This window comes from Accumulibacter sp. (assembly GCF_029255285.1).
Lineage (GTDB): Bacteria > Pseudomonadota > Gammaproteobacteria > Burkholderiales > Rhodocyclaceae > Accumulibacter.
Window position 1 is genome coordinate 52,749 of sequence record NZ_JAPUVI010000002.1, and the last position, 18,986, is coordinate 71,734.

Genomic DNA, 18,986 nt, shown 5'->3' on the forward strand with positions numbered 1-18,986 from the left:
AGTGCAGACCAGTTACTCATCGTCGCGTATCCTGCTGCCGGTTCGGCCGTGGTTCATCGGTGTCAGCCTGCTGATCGCACTGCTGCTGAATTTTCTGCCCACGGTCGCGTCGCCCGGCGTGCCCGACTGGCTGGCCCTGGTGATCGTTTTCTGGAGCGTTCGCGAGCCGCGCCGCGTGGGCATGGGTCTGGCCTTTCTGTTCGGTCTGGCGATGGACGTTGCCGACGCCAGTCTGCTTGGGCAGCACGCACTGGCCTATGTTCTCGCGGCTTACGGCGGGTCGTCACTGTCAAGGCGAATTCTGTGGTTTCCGCTCGGACAGCAAGCCTTGCACGTCTTTCCCTTGCTGCTGCTGGTGCAGTTTGTTCAGCTTTGCGTGCGCACCCTGGTCGGTGCCGATTTTCCAGGCTTGGTCTACTTTCTCGGACCCTTGCTGGCCGCACTGTTGTGGCCCTTGCTGACCTTCCTTCTCCTGCTGCCGCAGCACCAACCGGTGGATCGCGATGCCAATCGGCCTCTGTAGTCCGCTAAACCTGCTTCGCGCCGGCCGACTTCGGCGGCGGGTTTCGTATCGGCGGTCGCCGGTGCCTTGCCGTCCTTGAGGGTCCAGGCTTGCGCGCTGGTCAATCGTCGCTCAACGCACCGGATCGGGAACTCGACCGTTTCCGCTTCCGGGTCGCGCTGGCCGGAGTCGCGGTGGTCGCTGCGTTCGTCCTGCTCGTCAGCCGCTTTTTCCACCTGCAGGTCGTTCAGCACGACTATTACACGACGCGCGCCGAGGACAATCGGATCTCACTCGTTCCCATCGTTCCCAATCGGGGGGTGATCGTCGACAGCAAGGGAGTCGTCCTGGCGCGCAACTACTCGGCCTTTACGCTCGAGATCACGCCGTCCAAGGTCGACGATCTCGATGCCACGATCGATGGCCTGAGCAAGGTGATCGAAATCCAGCCCAAGGATCGCAAACGTTTCCGCCGGTTGCTCGAAGAGAGCAAGACGTTCGAAAGCCTGCCGATTCGCTCGCGCCTCAGTGAGGAAGAAGTGGCCCGCTTTGCCGCTCATCGTTACCGTTTTCCCGGCGTCGAGGTCAAGGCGCGCCTCTTCCGCCAGTACCCGCTTGGCGCGGTAGCGTCGCACGCCATCGGTTATATCAGCCGAATCAACAAGCGTGACATGGAAGTCATCGAAGAAAGCGAGCAGGCAGCAAACTACAAGGGCACCGACCACATTGGCAAGACCGGTATCGAGCAGAAGTATGAATTCGAGTTGCACGGCGAGACGGGCTACGAGCAGGTCGAGATCGACGCCGGCGGCAGGGCGATCAGGAACCTCTCGCGGACAGCACCGGTGCAGGGCAACAACTTGACGTTGACGCTCGACAGTCGTTTGCAGGAGATGGCCGAAAAGGCATTCGGCGACCGTCGCGGCGCCTTGGTGGCGATCGAGCCGTCGACCGGTGGCATCCTGGCGCTCGTGTCCACGCCCACTTTCGACCCCAATCTCTTCATCGACGGCATTCGCACCGACGACTGGGATGCACTCAACAACTCGCCCGACAGACCCTTGCTCAACCGCGCACTCAACGGGGCGTATCCGCCGGGCTCGACCTTCAAACCATTCATGGCGCTGGCGGCACTCGAGACCGGCAAGCGCACACCCGGACAAACGATCTCCGACCCCGGCTTCTTCAACTTCGGTGGACATCAGTTTCGCGACGACAAGAAAGGCGGCCACGGACAGGTCGACATGTACAAGTCGATCGTCCATTCCTGCGATACCTACTACTACGTGCTGGCCAACGACATGGGGATCGACAGCATCGCACGTTTCATGGGCCAGCTGGGTTTCGGACAGCGCACCGGGGTGGACATCGAGGGCGAATCGGAGGGAGTCCTGCCTTCGCCCGAATGGAAGAAGCGCCGTTTCAGGCGACCCGAGCAACAGAAGTGGTTCGCCGGCGAAACGGTGTCGATCGGCATCGGTCAGGGCTACAACGCGTACACGCCGATTCAGCTGGCGCAGGCGATGGCCACCGTCGCCAACAACGGCGTGATGTTTCGCCCGCACCTTGTGCGCTACATTACGGATAGCCGTAGCGGCGAGAAAACGATGATCGAGCCCGAGCCGTTACGTGTTCTGCCGTGGAAGCGTCAGCATGTAGAGGTGATCAAGAAGGCAATGGTTGGAGTCAATACCCAGGGTACTGGCGCGCGCGCCTTTGCCGGTGCTGGCTATGTATCCGGCGGCAAGACCGGAACGGCGCAGGTTTTCAGCCTCAAGGGCGCCGACTACAAGGCTTCGAGGGTGAAGAAGGAGTTGCGTGATCATGCGCTGTTCATCGCTTTCGCGCCGGTCGATCAGCCGAAAATAGCGCTTGCCGTGCTGGTCGAAAACGGCGGCTTCGGTGCCCAGTCGGCGGCGCCGATCGCGCGCATGGTTTTCGATTACTACCTGCTGGGTAAACTGCCCAAGGGCGCCGCTCCCGAAGACGATGTGGAGGACGATTAGCCGATGCTCCATTCGTTTCTGCTGCGTGCTCGAAAGCGTCTGGTCGAACATCTGGACGTGCCCTTGCTGCTGGTGACTGCAGCATTGATGGCCACCGGGCTGGCGACGGTCTATAGCGCCACTTACGATGCCAGCAATCGCGTCCTGGGGCAAGCGCTGAACATGGCGGTGGGGCTTTGCGCGATGTGGGCTGTGGCGCAGTTGCCGCCGCAGAAACTGATGCGCTTCGGTGTCCCGCTCTACATCCTCGGCGTGATCCTGCTGATTCTCGTCTTCATTTTCGGGGTCAAGGTGAATGGTGCGCGGCGCTGGTTGTCGCTCGGTTTCACGCGCATCCAGCCGTCCGAACTCCTGAAACTCGGCGTGCCGCTGATGCTTGCCTGGTACTTTCATAAGCACGAGGCGCTGTTGACGTTTCGCCACTATGTAGTCGCCGGCCTGTTGCTCCTGCTGCCGTTTGCGCTGATCGCCAAGCAACCTGACCTTGGAACGGCGATTCTCGTCGGCGCGGCCGGCTTCTACGTCCTTTTTTTTGCCGGCCTGCCATGGCGGGTGATCATCGGACTCGCCGGCGCTGCCGCTGCCGCGGCGCCTTTCGTGTGGACCCTGCTGCACGACTATCAGCGCAAACGCATTCTGACCTTGATCGATCCGAGCAGCGATCCGCTGGGTTCGGGCTATCACATCATTCAGTCGACCATTGCCATAGGGTCCGGTGGTAGTTTCGGCAAGGGCTGGCTGGCCGGTACCCAGACGCACCTCGAGTTCATCCCCGAGCGGCACACCGACTTCATCTTTGCCGTTTTTGCCGAAGAGCGCGGTTTGCTCGGCAACGCCGTCCTGGTCATGCTGTACCTTCTGCTGGTCGGTCGTGGCCTGATGATCACCGCCAATGCTTCGACGCTTTTCGCCCGCGTGATGGCCGGATCGATCACCCTGAGCCTGTTTACCTACGCTTTTGTCAACATGGGGATGGTGAGTGGCATTCTGCCCGTGGTCGGCGTTCCCCTGCCGTTCATGAGTTACGGTGGAACCGCACTGGTAACGCTGTCGATCGGCATCGGGATCCTGATGAGCATCCAGACGCATCGCATGCTGGTCAGGCAATGAGGCACCGGCAAGCGCGTTTCGCCGCTCACTGGCGCTGCGGGGTGGCGTGGCTGTCTGCCAGCTTGCTCGTCGCCTGCGGCGGCCAGCCGCCGAGGCCGCCGGAACCGTCGGCGCGGACGGCAGAGGCGCCACCCACCGTCGGCAAGACGGCCAGAAAGTCGACGGTCGTTCAAAAACGCGGCGGCGCCTATTACAAGGACGACGGACCGGGCGACCAGATTCCCGACAACTTGGACGAAATTCCCGATGCCCAGCCGAGATTGGAGCCGCTGCACCGCTTCGCCAATCGTCCATATATCGTTCTGGGCAAGGCCTATGAACCGCAGACCAGCCTCAGACCACATCGGGAGCGCGGCGTGGCGAGTTGGTACGGGAAGAAATTCCATGGCCAGAAGACGTCGATCGGCGAGCCCTACGACATGTTCTCGATGACCGCCGCTCACCCGACTTTGGCCATCCCCTCGTACGCGCGGGTGACCAACGTCGGCAACGGCAAGTCCGTGGTTGTGCGTGTCACCGACCGTGGCCCTTTCCACGCCGATCGCGTCATCGACCTCTCCTACCTCGCTGCCTATCGCCTCGGCTACGTGGACAATGGCAGCGCCCTGGTCGACGTCGAGTCGATCTTGCCGGAAGGAGGATCGACGATGAGCTACGCCCAGTTGGCGCCGCTCGCCGGTTCGCTCAAGACTGTCGGTGCGTCGACGGAGCGCGACGAGATAGGGCTTCTGGCAACGCAGCTGGGACTTGACAAGGCGGCCGCGCCGTCTGCAGCGCGGGAATCGACGTCAACGCCCGCGGCAGCGTCGTCATCGGCTGCCGCGCGGGGAGTCTTCCTGCAACTCGGCGCTTTCGCCAGTGTCGAGAACGCCGAAAGTTTGCGTTCCCATCTGACGCGCGAACTGGAGTGGCTCAGCGAGGGAATTCTGATCCATGCCGGTGGCGGCATGCACCGTGTTCATCTGGGCCCTTACCCGAGTCGTGTCGAGGCCGAAAAAGTGGCCGAGCGGATTCGCCTGGCGCTGGGCTACAAGCCGACTTTCGTAACGCGCTGATCAGGCGCCGCTGGTCGCCGAATCCAGTGGCCGGAAGACTCCCTGGACGATCGCTTTGCCTTTTTGGAGCTCGACGATCTGGCCCGTGAACTCGACCGGGATCGCTTTGCCCTCGCCATTGATGATCTCGCTGAGGACGGCTTCGCTGCGCTCCTTCCCGACCAGTAGCCGGCACAGCTCGCGCATGTCGTCCCCGTCACCAGCTGAATGCAGCTCGCTCTGCAGAACGCCGAGGAGTTCCTGCAGTTGTCGTCCGAACAGTTTCTCCGCCTGCGGGTTGGCGTCGAGCACATGCCCGGTACTGGCGTCTGAGATCAGGATCGCATCACGCGTGCCGTTGAACAAGGCGCGCCGTAGATGCTTGACGTCACACAGTTCCTCTTCCATCAGTGCCAGTTGGGATTGCAGCAGCGCCAGGCTCACCAGGCTGGCGATGGCGTGTGAGAACAGCCGCTGGACCGATGTCCAGGCCGAATGCGGGCCAACACGCTCGATGGAGAGCACGCCTTGCAATTCACCGTTGACGTGAATCGGTGAGTTGATCACGGCGCTGATGCCGTTCATCAGCAGGTAGTCTTCGCCGAATTCCTGCGTCGATGGGTGTTTCATCGCATCGTCGGCGACGATCGGCTCGCCACGTACCAGCGCCCGGAAGTACTCGGGGTAGCGTGCCGCGTGTAGCGTCACCCCGCTGCTGTGGCGGTCGCGGGAGAGTTCGTAGAGGTCGATGCACTCGAGGCTGGCGCGCCGCGCCGTCAGGCCCCACAGACCGACCCGCTCAACGTTGAGCATGCGCGCTGTCGCGGCGGTCAACTGGCGAAGGGTTTCGTCCAGGCTGCAACTGGCAAATCCGTCCCGCGATAGCTGTGCAAACGCGCCCTGCAGGTCAAGGGAACTCGAAAGAGGTCGAAAAGGCGGCAACATTGACACTCCGCGCCGCGCCACCGGCGGGTAGGCGCGCAAGCCATAAACAGCATTAATCGTAAGCTCCAGGGCCGCTGCCAGAGTAGGCAGTATGTCACGGAAGGCAGGAATCTCGCGTCGGAAGTCGTCACAAACGCGTACAGGCCACCTTGTTCCCGCTTGCTATAATCTGCCCTTTGTTAAAAATGCCGTCATGGTCATGACTATCTTCCGCCGCCTGCTGGTCGCCGTTCTCTACCTTCCCGTTCTGGCTCTTGCCCAGCAGGCTCCGAGCGCGCCGGTGCTCGCGGCGCGCTCGTGGTTGTTGATCGAGGCCGCGTCCGGACAGGAACTGGCGTCGCAGGCCCCAGACCAGCGTCTGGAACCGGCATCCCTGACCAAGTTGATGACTGCCTACCTGAGCTTCGCGGCGCTCAAGCAGGGTACGCTGAAGCTCGACCAGACCGTGCCGGTGTCGCAGAAAGCGTGGAAGACCGGCGGTTCGCGGATGTTCATTCAGGTTGGTACCCAGGTCAGGGTCGAGGACTTGCTCAAGGGAATGATTGTGCAGTCGGGGAACGACGCCTGCGTTGCTCTGGCCGAAGCGATTGCTGGTGACGAGGAGAATTTCGCGCAATTGATGAATCGCGAGGCCCAGCGATTGGGCATGAAAGACTCCAGTTTCCGCAACGCGAGCGGTCTGCCTGACCCGCAACACTACACCACGGCACGCGACCTCGCCACCCTCGCGGGCGCGCTGATTCGCGACTTTCCCGAAGAGTACGCCAAGTACTACTCGCTGAAGGATTTTCGCTACAACAACATCACGCAGCCGAATCGCAATCGTCTGTTGTGGATCGATCCGACGGTCGACGGTCTGAAGACCGGCCATACCGAGGCGGCTGGATACTGTCTCGTCTCGTCGGCCAAACGCGGTCCGCGGCGCCTTGTGTCGGTGGTTCTCGGCGCGGCATCGGACAAGGTTCGTGCTCAGGAGTCGCTCAAACTGCTCAGTTTTGGCTTCCAGTTCTACGATGCGGTACAGGTCTATGCGAAGAACGAAGCGGTATCCTCGCTGAGGGTCTGGAAGGGGGTGGCAAGTTCGGTAAAGCTCGGGTTCGTGAACGATCTGGTGATCGCGGTACCCAAGGGATTCGGTCCCAAGATCAGGACCGAGCTGGTTTCGCAGCAGCCCTTGATGGCACCGGTGGCGCAGGGTCAGGCGCTTGGCACCTTGAAGGTCAGTGTCGACGGCAAGCCGTTCGGGGATTATCCGGTCCTGGCGCTCGAGGCGGTACCGAGCGCCGGAATCGTCGGGCGCCTGATCGACACCGTTCGTCTGTGGTTCAACTAACGTCCGCCCGATGGTTGATGAAAGTTCGGACCTGTTCGAATTTCCCTGTGCCTTTCCGCTCAAGATCATGGGGCTGGCCGGCGGCGAACTGGCGCAGGCAGTGCTCGAGATCGTCCTGCGACACGCACCGGATTTCGACGGGGCGACGATGGAGATGCGCTCTTCGTCGGCTGGCAAGTACGTCAGCCTGACCTGTACGATCAGCGCCACCAGCCGAGAACAACTCGACGCGCTCTACCGGGAACTGAGCAGCCATCCGCTGGTCAGGATCCTATTTTGAGTCCTTCGGCGAACGGGGCGCCCGGTGCGACGACCGTGGCCCCGGCCGATGGGCGGGGCCGGGTGAAAATCCGGGTGCGCCATCTGGGGCGAACCGATTACCGGCAGACGTGGGCCGCGATGGTCGAGTTTACCGCGGCGCGCACCGACGAAACGGCTGACGAACTGTGGTGCTGCGAGCATTCACCGGTGTTCACGCTGGGTCAGGCGGGTAAGCGCGAGCACTTGCTTAGCGACCGCGGGATACCCCTGGTGCCGTCTGATCGCGGCGGTCAGATTACCTACCACGGGCCCGGCCAGGTGGTGGTTTATCTCTTGCTCGATCTGGCCAGGCGAAGGCTCGCGGTGCGTGAGTTGGTTTTCTCGATCGAGCAGGCGGTGATCGACCTCCTGGCGGAGCACGGTACGGTCGCCCGGCGGCAGAGCGGCGCGCCGGGAGTCTACGTCGGTTCGGCCAAGGTCGCGGCCCTTGGTCTGCGAGTGCGCCGGGGGTGCTGCTACCACGGCGTCAGTCTCAACGTCGCGATGGACCTCTCCCCGTTTGCGGCGATCAATCCCTGCGGCTATCCCGGTATGCCGGTGACGCAGACGCGCGACCTCGGCATCTCCTTGACGCCGGCGGCCGCTGAGGTGGCACTGGCGAGGTGCCTCGAAAGACAACTGGAGCGCTGGCCATGAGCCGTGAGAGTGAGGATGGTGGGCGTCTGCTCCTACCCAGAGCGACGTCCCCGGTCGCTGGAATCAAGGAAAAGGGCGAGCTGAAGACGGCGCGCATCCCGATCAAGATCGTCCCGCAAGCCGCGCAGCGCAAGCCCGACTGGATTCGCGTCAAGGCCGGCAACGACGCCGGCCGTTTCGGCGAGATCAAGAAAATGCTGCGCGAGCAGAAGCTGCATACGGTTTGCGAGGAGGCGGCTTGCCCCAACATCGGCGAGTGTTTTGGGCGCGGTACGGCGACCTTCATGATTCTCGGCGACATTTGCACCCGTCGCTGTCCCTTCTGCGATGTCGGACATGGCAAGCCGCTGCCGCCCGACCTTGACGAACCGGCTCATCTTGCCGACAGCGTTGCCCGACTCGAACTGCGCTACGTGGTGATCACGAGCGTCGACCGGGACGATCTGCGTGATGGCGGCGCGCAGCATTTTGTTGACGTCATCAGGGCGGTACGCGAAAAGTCGCCGGCGACGACCATTGAGACGCTCGTTCCCGATTTCCGAGGCCGCCTTGAGGTGGCCATCGAGTTGCTCGGGCAGTCGCTGCCCGATGTCCTCAACCACAATCTGGAGACCGTACCGCGGCTCTATCGGCAGGCTCGTCCGGGCGCCGACTACGCGCACTCACTGGCCTTCATGAGGGCTTTCAAGGCTCGTTATCCGCAGGTGCCGACCAAGTCGGGGCTGATGGTCGGCCTCGGCGAAACCGATGACGAGATCCTGGAGGTTTTGCGCGATCTGCGGGCCAATAACGTGGAGATGCTGACCATCGGCCAGTACCTGGCGCCGTCACCGCACCACCTGCCGGTGGCGCGTTACGTCCATCCGGAGGTTTTCCGGATGTACGAGCAGCAGGCGATCGACCTCGGTTTCACCGGCGCCGCCTGCGGACCGATGGTCCGTTCGAGCTACTGGGCCGATGCCCAGGCGCACCGGGCAGGCGTCGCCTGACGGCGCTTCGTGTTGCCATTCAGTTGTAGCGAATGAAGCGCGCCGGGTAGCGCGCCGTCGCCCAGGCCAGAAACAGGTATTTGACCGTCTTGCCGATTCCGACGGCGACCAGGATGCCGGGCGTCGATACGTTGGCCAAAGCGCAGAAGAGCAGCGCCGGGGTCTGCGGCATGGGCGAGCCGGCAATGATCAGGATGGCCAGCAGGCCCCAGCGTTGCAGCCATTCGCTGGTCAACCGCCAGGCTTCGGTCTGTACGAGTGATGGGTAATGGGCAAAGACGAACTCGTAGCCGAGGTACTGGAAGATCTCGACCAGTACCGCGGCGCCGCAGCCGCTAGCAATCCCGCTGAGCAGGCCAAGCGTGCGCCAGCGCCGTGGAGAAAGCAGAACCGCCGGGACCAACACGGCGACGAAGGGGAAGCTGAAGGTGATCGTGGCGCCAAAAGCGATCGCCGTGACGACGAGGCTATAGTAGCGATGCGCGACGCTGCGCATCAGTAGCTGGCGTAACCAGTCGGGAAGGACGTGAGTTTTCATGTCTGTAGCAGCTTTCCTGGCCTTCTGGCGGCCGGCCCGGCCGGCGAAGGCTTGTACGACCGGTGCTTGGCAGGATATGCTTATGCGGCTACAAAGTATTGATCAATCTCAACGGCGACGGAGGTATCGTCAACATGCCATGCGCGACGTTTCAGCAAGCACCGGAATCGTCGACACTCTCTTGGCCAGCGTGCGCCAGCCGGTGGTGCTGCGCCGCCTTCTCCTCTAAGCCGCCGGTCAGCGTCTGAGCCGTGCTTAGCGCCGGTCCCGATTGTCGCCCATGTCCGCCTTACTCGGTTGCCGCCGTGGGGCTCGTTGGTTTGCCGGGTGTCGGGATCGCAGTACGCCACAACTAACGAGACACCCATGTTGACCATTGCACCGCAGGACCAGGGTGTCTCGCCCTGGTGGCCACCTTGACGAGTCCAGTTCTGTGAAGATCTTTCTCGTGCTGTTGATTTCGCTCCTGTGCGGCACCGTCGTTGGCGAACCGGCTGTCGGCGAGCACCCTCTCGGCCTGGGGGTGTCGCGTATGGCGCCGGAGCCACCGCCCATCGTCTCGGGACGAGCGAGCTTTTATAGTTCATCCTTTCACGGACGCAAGACCGCCTCCGGCGAGCGCTATGATCATCAGACGATTTCGGCAGCAAGCAGTCGTTTTCCTCTCGGGACCACGGTGGCCGTACGCCGCGTTCTTTCGGCACGCTGTATCGTCGTCAGAATCAACGATCGGATGGGCCATCGGAGCCGCGTGATTGACCTGTCGCGCGAGGCCGCCGTACGCCTGGGCATGATTGACGCTGGCGTTACCGATGTCGAAGTCACTCCTTTGCCCAAGTATCTGGTTGGCCACGAGCATGCCTGTGCGCTCGCCTTCGCGCCGCCGCCCTACCTGCACACCGACCCGTAGCCGGAGGCGTTCGCTAGCGATACCGGTGTATGGCGGAGGGTCGAAGCCCCGGTCGCTTGGCGACCGGCCGGAACGCTTGGCGCGCCCATTGCTTATTGGATCCGGGCTGGGCGGCTTGGTCCCGGCCGAGAATTGATGCGGCAGGCCGCTGTGCCTGGATTCGGCTGCGGCTTTTACTGGCCGGTGCTCAAGTCCGTGCCAGCGTTTCAACCATTCTTGCCCGTTGCCGAGCATCGGGCAAGCGGCCACGGCCTGCCGCCAGATTATCCTCCAGATGCGGCTGCTTGCTGGTCGCCGGAATGACGCAGCTTACGGCCGGCTGGGCGAGGATGAACTTGAGGAAGAACTGCGCCCAGCTTGCGCAATCGAACTCCGCCGCCCAGGCGGGCAGCGGCTGGCCGCGCACCTGCGAGAACAGCGAGGCTTTGGCGAAGGGGCGGTTGACGATCACAGCGATACCTAGGTCCTGGGCCAGAGGCAGCAGCCGGGCTTCTGCTTCGCGTTCGGCCATGCTGTAGTTGATCTGAAGGAAATCCGGTTTTTCGGCCCGCAGCACGGCCTCGACCTCGCGGTAGGCGCTGGCGTGATAATGCGTTACGCCGACATGGCGAATCCGTCCCTGATTCCGCCATTCGCGCAGGGTCGGCAGATGCACCCGCCAGTCGACCAGGTTGTGAACCTGCATGAGCTCCAGACGCATCGTCCGCAACCGGCTGAACGAGGTTTCCATCTGTCGAACACCTTCAGCGTGCCCGCGGGTCCACACCTTGGTGGCCAGGAACAGGCGATTGCGCACACCGAGCCTTGCCGCCAGTTCACCGATCACCGCTTCGGAATGGCCGTACATCGGCGAGCTGTCCACCAACTCTCCACCGAGTGCCACGAAGCGCGCCAGCACCGCTTCCAGTGCAGAACTGGCCGCATCGACGACGTCGAAACTCTCGTAGGTGCCCAGGCCGACCGCCGCGATCGAGTCGCCCGAGCTCGGAACTGGCCGTCTGAGCATGCCGGTGTCAGAGCTCGCTGCCGTTTCGCCGAGGGGCTTGGATGCGTGAAGCGCGCCACTGGCCAGTGCCATCCCGCCGTTAGCCAGCGTCTTTAGTACCCGGCGCCGACCGTCGTCGACGGTCCGGCTGTCACCAATCTCCATTGTCTTCTCTTTTCACTTCGGCGCCTGCGTTGCCACGCTTGCTCTACCCCCCGTGCTCTGAGCAGTGCTGGGCGACGAGGTTTCGCCGACCTGCCGCTGGTAACGACGGCCAAGTTGCAGGCCCAGCCAAGCGAGCAGCAGCGTGCCGGGTATCGCCGCCAGCGCGACGCCCGACGTGCCCAGACCGGCCGCCGCGTGCAACCAGCCGCCGAAGGCATCGCCCGCTCGCGACACCACGGTGTCGAGGACGTTCTTGGCCTTATAGCGCGGTTCGCGTGCCACGGCCGTAAAAAGTGCCTCGCGTGCCGGGCGCAACAGGCCATGGCCGCCAGCGCGCGAAATGACCTGGATGACGAGCAGCGCAGTCAGCACCGGGACGGCCGCCAGCACCGCCAGCGGCACGAACAGCAAGAGCGGCACGGTGGCCAATGTCAGGCCGATGCCCAGTCGCTGCATCAGGCGGCCGGCGACCATTGCCTGCAACCCCAGTGCTACGAGGTTGACTGCCAGATCGATGAGCGCGAAGAGTTGGGCACGCGTCTCGGCGCTCAGCGCGGCTGCCTTAACCAAGCGCGCCTGCTCAAAGTAGACAAACGTAGCGACGACGCCCTGCACGATGATCGCCAGCGCGATCATCGCCAGGTAAGGAGAAAGCACTATCTCGACCAGCCCGGCGAAGACACTGCCGCCGAGCGGCTGACCCACCTCGGGTGCCGCATGGCGATCAGACACCCGCAGGATGCAGAGTAGCGACAACAGCATCAAGGCGACCGAGACCAGCAGCAGCCCATGCACGCCGACAGCGTGCACCGAGAGGGCGCTGATCGTCGGGCCGGCCAGCGCGCCACTGCTGCCTCCGGCCGCGATCATGCCGAACAGTCGCCGCGCTTGCGAGTGCGTGAAGCTGTCGGCCATCACGGCCCAGAACAGCGAGACGATGATCAGATTGAAAACGCTGATCCAGACGAAGAGTGCGAGAGCCGCCATCGGCGACGCGCCGCGGGCGATCCACGTCTGGAAGCCGGCGAGCACCAAGGCTGTCGCGGCAAACGCCGTGACCAGCAGCCGCCGCCGGGTTAGGCGAGACGAGGCCCAGCCGTAAAGCGGGACGATCGCCAGCATACCGGCCAAAGTCAAAGTAAATGCCCATGGCAGCCGGTCCGGCCCGATCTGCACGCCCATCTCCTCGCGTACCGGTCGCAGCACGTAATAGCCGGCCAAGAGCAGGAAAAAACCGGCAAAGGACCAGAACAAGGCTCGTCCCTCGCCGGGCCGACAATCGATCAGGCGCGTCCAGCGCGCGGCCCAGGCCGCCGGTGCCGTCACCGCCGGCCGCCCGCGGCGGCTTCCGGAACGACGACCGAGTCAGCGACCAAATCGCCGGGGTTGGCCGCTATCCCGGGTGGCGCGAGAGGCGGTCGAAGTGCGGGGAAACCGGGCATGGGTCGCTCTGCTCGTGCGGCCGAAGGCGCGCATCGGCAGAGCCGAAAGGCGGCCGCGCCGACGAGTCGGCAGCGACGGCCGCAGCGTAGCGCTGTACCCAAGTGGTGCCGCGGCCGCCAGAGCATTGGCGACCATGCTGGGCGGATCGTTCGCCGGGTCGAAGCGGGTCGATGGGGACTCGCGCTCCGTGCAAGCCCGCTACGGCTGGGAACCACGCAGTTTGGCCAGGCGTTGCGCAACGAGTACCGACCACTTGTCGAAAGCGTGCTTGGCGTAGGTCCAGGCTTGGAAGGAGCTCAAGTAACCGTTAGCCCAGGTTTGCGCGGCGCCGACGGCACCCGAATCGACGTCCGCGGCGTACTTGCGGCCAATCTGGGTGTCCCGGCACTCGGCCAGCACGTTGCCCGATTCGCCGTCGCGAAACTGCATTTCCATCCCGGTTTCACCCAGGTAGGGCGTCGATCCGGCTGGCCGGCCGGTGGCCACACCCGAGCCGGCTTCGGCAACGAAAGCATAGGGAACAAGGGTGCCGGCCAAGCTGTTGCCGACCGCTGTCGGTACCAGGTCGGTAAGGGCGACGCGCAGGACCAGCACTCCGGGCCCGGCCTGTTCCACCACCGGCAGCTGAGGCTGCAGTGCCTTGACCAGCGATTGGTGGAAGTAGTCGGTGAGAGTCTTGAGGTCGTTGGGATCGACGGTGGTGCTGGACTTGCTGTCACCTGGCGGCGCAAGCGAGACGAAGATGCGCGATACCAGCGCTTTGTCATACCTCGCGACGTCGAGTGCCGGGTCGCGCCAGCACTCAATGCCGTCTCCCCATGGCGTCGCCTGGAGGCGCGTGTAATCCGAGAGGAATCCACTCCGCGTCAGGCGCGCCTTGTCGGACGCGGTTACGTTCGTTCCGCTGCCCAATAGGGTGCTGTCGGCGGCGCAGCCGACGAGGAAAGTGCAAGCTGTCACGGCGACCGTCCGCGCCAGGCACGCGACAGGCAGTCGTCCGAGATCTGGAGTCGTTTTCATCAGTTTTCCTGTAAGAGCTAAGGTGAGCAAGGTTGATCGTCCCGTTGCGTCGTGCTGTGCCCGGACGGCTCCCGATACGATCAGCCGAGCAGGACGTGGTTCTCCCGGGCGATTCGCCGATCGGAGCACAATATTGCGAGCTGGCGCGCAGTTTCTGGAAGATGACGACAGTGGCTCGCATGAGCCAGCCCGACAACAAAATTGAGACGCGACGATCATAGCACGTCGGCCGCAGGCCATAGAACGCTCGCACCACTCCTGATCGGCGGATCGTTGTCGTCCGGTTGACGCGCCGCTACGAGCTGGCCGTTGGGCCGCTCTCTGACCCCCGAGTCGGTGACCGCGTCGTTCACACGACTGCCAGCAGCCAGGCGCTGGTTACCCGTACCTCGTAGTTTGCCAGCTTTTCAGATAGCGATGTCATAAGCATGAGAGAACATGCGGATGAAATGCAAGAGGGCCAGCGACGGCCGTAAGCATGGCCGAGCGGCGTTGGCGGTGATGCGGCAACAAGCGATCAAGGCCATTCGTGAAGGTCAGGACGTGAACAGTGTTGCGGCGGCCTACGCTGTCAATGTGCGCAGCTTCTTCCGCTGGTTGGCGGATTTTGCCAACGGCGGACCGAACGCGCTGCTGGCCAAGCTGATTCCGGGGCGCCCGCCGAAGGTGAGTGCGGAGGAAATGCGCTGGCTGGCCCAGGCGGTGAAAGACCAAACGCCGCTCCAGTTCAAAGTTGGCCTTTGGACGCCGTCGCTGATTGCGGCGCTGATCGAGCGAGAATTCGGCAAGAAGCTCTCGCTGGCCTCGGTCGGCCGGATCATGAAGTTGTTGGGTTTCTCGACGCGGAAGCCGTTCCAACAGGCATGGCCGCAGGACGCGGCGTTGGTACAGGCCCGAGAAGCGGATATCTCCCCGGCGATTCGTGCCGAAGCGAAACCCGCCGGGGCGACGATCTACTTTGCCGATGAATCGGGCATCCGTTCCGACTACCACTCGGGTACGACCTGGGCGCCGGTAGGCGAGACCGCTGAGGTGGAAGTGAGCGAAGGTCGCTTTTCGCTGAACATGATTTCGGCGGTCAGCCCCCGTGGCGACTTCCGTTTCATGTGGCACGATGGCTCGGTCAATGCGGAGGTATTCAAGGAATTCCTCAAGCGTTTGCTGATTCGCACAGCGCGTCCGGTCATCCTGGTTGTCGATGGGCATCCGATTCGGGCCGGCTTGGCCGACGGCCCGTCCGGGAGGGGCGCTACTACGGCGTGCGCACCGGTCCGACCATGGGCACCTTGACCGGCTTCGCCATGCCATGGAAGACGACGACTCCCTGGCCCGCGCCGAGCGTTTGCAGTGCCTCCTCGACCTTGCCGAGCGCCGCTGGGTAATACTGCCTGTTGTTGGTCACTCAGACATCGCCGGCCGGCCCAATGCCGACGTCGGCCAGCAACTGCATGCCGCCGCCGACATAACCGCCGGGTGGCGAGATAGCATCGCCGCTCTTCATGCCGGGCGGACAGTTCTCGCTGCGCATGCCGCACAGGGGAACGAGCCCGGTCGCGGCGCTTGTCAGATTACTGACCCAGATGTTGTCGTTGCCGTCGACCGACACCGCCCATGGAGCGGCGATCCCTTTGCCGTAGATTGGCGAGAAACTGGCCTCACTGCCGTCGGCGCGCAGCACGGTCAAGCTGCCGCCTTCGTAGCCGGGTTTCTGAGCGACCATCGCATCGACCAGTAGCCGGTTGACTCGCGCCAGGGCGTCGGGGTCATGGTCGACATTGAGCTTGAAGGCGAGAGCCATTTCCGCTTGCTTCCAGGCGCCGCGCGGCGAACTGCCGAGCCTGTTGGCGATCCAGATGTTGCCCTGGCTGTCCACGGCCAGTCCGCTACCCGAGTAGCCAGTCTTGAAGGTGTCCACCTTGCCCGGATCGGTGGCTGAAATTCGCGTCATATGCGAACCGAGAAGGTTCGTAAGCCAAAGGTGGTTGCTCTGGTCGAGGGCCAGCGCGAAAGGCGTCAGCAGCTTGCACGGGTTCTTCAGAGGATCGCCCGACTTGTTTTGGCAGAGGAGTTGCGCTCTCGCCGGATCTCCCTGCGGCAGGTGAACGAGTTGGGGTTTCACCGTCTCGACGGCCCAGATGTCGCCGCTCGTCGTGCCGACGATGCCCTGCATCTTGTTGAGCTGACCATTGACGTTGTAGCCCTGGGGTGGCGACAGCGGACGGCCCGCATTGTCGAATTTGGCGATCGCGTTGGAACTTGTACCGGTAGCCCGGACATTGTCATGGGCATCGAGCGTCAAGCCAAAGCCGGGGCCCAACAGGCCGCCGCCGGTAAATCCCACGATCGCCGGTGACAGCGGCCGGCCGTCGGGTGCGAACTTGGACAGCGAGCCGGACCAGAACTGATCCTGATTCTGTGCGCCGACGATGAAGTTGTTGGCCACCCAGGCATTGCCCTGGCTGTCGAACATCAACTTGCCACCGCCGCTGTAGCCGCCGCCAGAATATCTCAGCGGCAGTACCCAGGCACTCGGTGCGAAGCTCAGGTAGGGCATGTAGGGCGTCGGCCGCAGGCGTAAGGAGGGCGTCGGATAGAAAACGTCAAGTAGTGCGAACATCCGCTCCGGCTGGTACGACGGGTAGCGAGCGATGGCCTCGGTTGCCGTCAGCGTGTCCGATGGCACGTTTCCGGCCAGGCCCCGGGCAGCGGCGAAAACGCTGCGTCACGCTTCGGGCTTGACGCGCGCAACGCAACCGGCCAGCACGTTGGCCAGCGTCGCGAAGTTGGCCAGGGTCGGTGTCTACGCGCTGTTGAGCGCGTCACCGATGACGTTCCCGTAGCCGCCGGTCGCCAGATCGACAAAGCTGGGGACGTGGCTCGCGGCGATGTGCAGCGCGAGCGGTGGGCCCTGGATCGCCGCACCCTCGATGAACTGGTTGTGGGTTCACACCGAGGCGATCGTCGTGAACTCGTTGATCGTCACTCTGGCCGGCGGATGACTGCCGACGACCGTCAGCAGTGCGATTGCCGGGTTGTCACCGGGCGAGTTGTCGGCCGCCGAACGCCTGCCCTTGGCGACAAGATAGAGGCTGGTGTCTTTGTCGACCGCGCCGGGAGCGTTGACCGCGAAATGCCCGTCGGCGCCGCTCCGGGTTTGCGCCAATTGCTTAGCCACGCCGCTGCTGGCTGCCCACAGGGTAACGGTGGAACGGCGATCGGCGCACCGGTCCCCAGCACCTGGCTGCTCAGGCTGGTCGCCAGGGCGGGCACGGCCGGCAGCAGAGCGCCAATGGCGAAGGCTAGTAGGAAGCGCAGCTTGACGTTTGAATAGTCTCGCCTGACCCTTCAGGGTTCATTCTTCGTCTCCTCGAAAATAAAGCTCGACTGCTTGCCGAAGAAGGCGGCGCGCCGGTCACGCGCGATCATCACCAGGCGCCGAATCCGCGCCGCGCTGACGTACACCATGTCGTCCCGTCGCGCAGGCGGGTGGCCGTCAATTCTGGTTAGCGCGGTTCTTCGCCGCCGGTCTCCGCGACCGGAGAAGAGGCGCCCGGCAGAAGAGCGGCCGCTGCTGGCAGATTGCCCCGCCGCGGAGGCAGCGCGAGACGAACGCGGCCGTCCCGGATCTGCGCCACTTTTTTCACGCCACCCCCGAAGTAATCGTAAAACTGCATCACCAGCTTCACATAGGCCTGAGTTTCCGGGAACGGTGGCACCGTATTCCGGTAGCGCTGCACGGCGCCCTCGCCGGCGTTGTATCCGGCCAGCGCGAGTAGCAGGTTGCCATCGAACATGTCGAGCAGATAGCGCAGATAGCGCGTGCCTCCCCGTACGTTTTCCTGCGGGTCTTCGATCTGGCGCACGCCGTAACGCTGGGCCGTGTCGGGGATCAGCTGCATCAGGCCGGTGGCACCCTTGGGCGATACGGCTGCCGGGTCGTACGCCGACTCCACGGCAATCACCGCCTTTACCAGCGCCGGCTCGAGCTTCTGGCGCTCGGCTTCCTTGAGTACCAGGGCGTCGAACTTACGGACGTTGGGAATGGCTTGCAGGCGCTTGGCGATGACGTGATCTTCGACGCGGCCAGTGGCCGGAACCGGCACGAACTTGAGTTCCGACGACAGCTTGAACTCACGTGTGGTTTCTCCCCGGAAGTACAACTCGTAGCGTTCGTCGAGCTTCTCCTTGGCGAGGTGGACGACGCCCTTCTCATCGACGAAGCCGTAAGTCTCGGCCTGGGTGACCAGCGGCGAGAGGCAGAAGATGAGCCAGAAGAAGCAACGAGCGATTTTCATCCACGTGATTTTACCTTAGTGCGACCACCTCCTCACGTTCAACGGAAGACTGTCGCCAGTTGCCATGCGGCAAAGCCGAGCAGGAACAGGCCGGAGCAGCGGTTGATGGCCAGCCTGAGACGCGGCCCGATGCGGTGGCGCACGCCGGCTACGCCGAGCGCCAGGACCAGCCACCAGAGCGCCGACCCCGACAGGACGCCGCACACCATGACAAGCGCCGCCGACGTCGTGGTCGCCGCATCGCCGCCAAGCGTGGCAAAGACGGCGATGAAGGAAACGATGGTTGCCGGGTTGGTCAATGTCAAGGCGAAGACCGAAGCGAAGGCAGACCAGTTACCACCGATGTCGGGGACGCTGGCCAGTTCGCTGGTCGGCACCGTACGCAGCATGCGGCAACCCATCCAGACGAGAAAAGCGGCGCCGCAAAGGGCGAGCGGAGCGGCCAGCGTGACGAAAAAACGGGTGACCGCCGCCAAACCGAAAGCGCCGATAGCGCCATAGACCCCATCGGCAGTCGCCGCGCCGAGGCCGCTGAGGAAACCGATGCGCGCGCCATGATCCAGCGTGCGCTGAATGCAGAGCAGTCCGATTGGCCCGACCGGCGCGGCAATCGAGAGGCCGATCAGTTGTGCCTTGAGAAAGAGGACGACATCCACGGCAAGCCCTCGGTAAGCGGTTGTCAAATGGCGCATTCTGGCAGCGCAGGGCGCGCCAGACAATGCCGAAGTTTAACCAAAACGGTGGATTGCCTTCC

General features: G+C 63.5%; 19 protein-coding genes and 1 pseudogene. 10 read left to right on the top strand and 10 right to left on the bottom strand.

Going from position 1 to position 18,986, the window contains the following annotated elements; translation table 11 throughout:
- Position 1 precedes the first annotated feature (1 nt).
- From mreD to Q1M07_RS00365, 4 genes are all read left to right on the top strand, one after another.
- Complete coding sequence (gene mreD / locus Q1M07_RS00350) at positions 2-523, top strand: rod shape-determining protein MreD (protein WP_300449195.1); 522 nt, start codon at positions 2-4, stop codon at positions 521-523.
- Positions 524-612: 89 nt separating this feature from the next.
- Complete coding sequence (mrdA, locus tag Q1M07_RS00355; RefSeq protein WP_300449196.1) at positions 613-2,508, top strand: penicillin-binding protein 2; 1,896 nt, start codon at positions 613-615, stop codon at positions 2,506-2,508.
- A 3-nt stretch (positions 2,509-2,511) separates the two neighbouring features.
- Complete coding sequence (gene rodA, locus Q1M07_RS00360) at positions 2,512-3,618, top strand: rod shape-determining protein RodA (protein ID WP_300449197.1); 1,107 nt, start codon at positions 2,512-2,514, stop codon at positions 3,616-3,618.
- Between the two features lie 41 nt (positions 3,619-3,659).
- Positions 3,660-4,673 (top strand): septal ring lytic transglycosylase RlpA family protein, encoded by a 1,014-nt coding sequence (locus tag Q1M07_RS00365; RefSeq protein WP_300449198.1) that lies wholly within the window; start codon positions 3,660-3,662, stop codon positions 4,671-4,673.
- Here Q1M07_RS00365 and Q1M07_RS00370 read toward each other — a convergent pair whose 3' ends face one another.
- Positions 4,674-5,597, bottom strand: coding sequence for a GAF domain-containing protein (locus tag Q1M07_RS00370; RefSeq protein WP_300449199.1), 924 nt, complete (start codon positions 5,595-5,597; stop codon positions 4,674-4,676). It lies immediately after the preceding gene.
- 199 nt (positions 5,598-5,796) lie between these two features.
- Here Q1M07_RS00370 and Q1M07_RS00375 point away from each other — a divergent pair, with 199 nt between their 5' ends.
- The 4 genes from Q1M07_RS00375 to lipA all read left to right on the top strand — a co-directional run bounded on the left by Q1M07_RS00375 (position 5,797) and on the right by lipA (position 8,876).
- Entirely contained in the window at positions 5,797-6,930 is a 1,134-nt protein-coding gene (locus tag Q1M07_RS00375; protein ID WP_300449240.1) for a D-alanyl-D-alanine carboxypeptidase family protein, read from the top strand.
- A gap of 10 nt (positions 6,931-6,940) precedes the next feature.
- On the top strand, positions 6,941-7,210 hold the full coding sequence (locus Q1M07_RS00380) for a DUF493 domain-containing protein (RefSeq protein WP_300449200.1): 270 nt from the start codon (positions 6,941-6,943) through the stop codon (positions 7,208-7,210).
- Positions 7,211-7,272: 62 nt separating this feature from the next.
- Positions 7,273-7,887 carry a lipoyl(octanoyl) transferase LipB gene (gene lipB / locus Q1M07_RS00385; RefSeq protein ID WP_300449241.1) on the top strand — a complete coding sequence of 205 codons (615 nt, stop codon included), beginning with the start codon at positions 7,273-7,275 and terminating at the stop codon, positions 7,885-7,887.
- Complete coding sequence (lipA, locus tag Q1M07_RS00390; protein ID WP_300449201.1) at positions 7,884-8,876, top strand: lipoyl synthase; 993 nt, start codon at positions 7,884-7,886, stop codon at positions 8,874-8,876. Before lipB ends, lipA begins: the two co-directional genes overlap by 4 nt.
- Positions 8,877-8,895: 19 nt before the next feature.
- On the opposite strand, the gene Q1M07_RS00395 is transcribed toward lipA, so the two are convergent.
- Positions 8,896-9,414, bottom strand: a complete 519-nt coding sequence (locus Q1M07_RS00395; RefSeq protein ID WP_300449202.1) for a hypothetical protein — start codon at positions 9,412-9,414, stop codon at positions 8,896-8,898.
- A 433-nt stretch (positions 9,415-9,847) separates the two neighbouring features.
- On the opposite strand from Q1M07_RS00395, the gene Q1M07_RS00400 reads away from it, so the two are divergent.
- A complete protein-coding gene (locus tag Q1M07_RS00400; RefSeq protein WP_300449203.1) occupies positions 9,848-10,324 on the top strand; it encodes a septal ring lytic transglycosylase RlpA family protein in 477 nt (158 codons plus the stop codon).
- Between the two features lie 187 nt (positions 10,325-10,511).
- Here Q1M07_RS00400 and Q1M07_RS00405 read toward each other — a convergent pair whose 3' ends face one another.
- From Q1M07_RS00405 to Q1M07_RS00415, 3 genes are all read right to left on the bottom strand, one after another.
- Complete coding sequence (locus Q1M07_RS00405) at positions 10,512-11,474, bottom strand: aldo/keto reductase (RefSeq protein WP_300449204.1); 963 nt, start codon at positions 11,472-11,474, stop codon at positions 10,512-10,514.
- A gap of 12 nt (positions 11,475-11,486) precedes the next feature.
- Positions 11,487-12,800, bottom strand: a complete 1,314-nt coding sequence (locus Q1M07_RS00410; RefSeq protein WP_300449205.1) for an NTP/NDP exchange transporter — start codon at positions 12,798-12,800, stop codon at positions 11,487-11,489.
- A gap of 315 nt (positions 12,801-13,115) precedes the next feature.
- A complete protein-coding gene (locus tag Q1M07_RS00415; protein ID WP_300449206.1) occupies positions 13,116-13,937 on the bottom strand; it encodes a DUF3313 domain-containing protein in 822 nt (273 codons plus the stop codon).
- 444 nt (positions 13,938-14,381) lie between these two features.
- Between Q1M07_RS00415 and Q1M07_RS00420 the strand changes: the two are divergent.
- Positions 14,382-15,149: pseudogene (locus tag Q1M07_RS00420) on the top strand (IS630 family transposase); the annotation flags it as partial.
- Positions 15,150-15,189: 40 nt separating this feature from the next.
- On the opposite strand, the gene Q1M07_RS00425 reads toward Q1M07_RS00420, so the two are convergent.
- The 5 genes from Q1M07_RS00425 to Q1M07_RS00445 all read right to left on the bottom strand — a co-directional run bounded on the left by Q1M07_RS00425 (position 15,190) and on the right by Q1M07_RS00445 (position 18,924).
- Positions 15,190-15,339 (bottom strand): hypothetical protein, encoded by a 150-nt coding sequence (locus tag Q1M07_RS00425; RefSeq protein WP_300449207.1) that lies wholly within the window; start codon positions 15,337-15,339, stop codon positions 15,190-15,192.
- Positions 15,340-16,620 carry a hypothetical protein gene (locus Q1M07_RS00430; protein ID WP_300449208.1) on the bottom strand — a complete coding sequence of 427 codons (1,281 nt, stop codon included), beginning with the start codon at positions 16,618-16,620 and terminating at the stop codon, positions 15,340-15,342.
- A 261-nt stretch (positions 16,621-16,881) separates the two neighbouring features.
- Complete coding sequence (locus Q1M07_RS00435) at positions 16,882-17,100, bottom strand: hypothetical protein (RefSeq protein ID WP_300449209.1); 219 nt, start codon at positions 17,098-17,100, stop codon at positions 16,882-16,884.
- A gap of 340 nt (positions 17,101-17,440) precedes the next feature.
- A complete protein-coding gene (locus tag Q1M07_RS00440) occupies positions 17,441-18,232 on the bottom strand; it encodes a transglycosylase SLT domain-containing protein (protein WP_300449210.1) in 792 nt (263 codons plus the stop codon).
- A 38-nt stretch (positions 18,233-18,270) separates the two neighbouring features.
- Positions 18,271-18,924, bottom strand: a complete 654-nt coding sequence (locus Q1M07_RS00445) for a LysE family transporter (RefSeq protein WP_300449211.1) — start codon at positions 18,922-18,924, stop codon at positions 18,271-18,273.
- Positions 18,925-18,986: the final 62 nt, after the last annotated feature.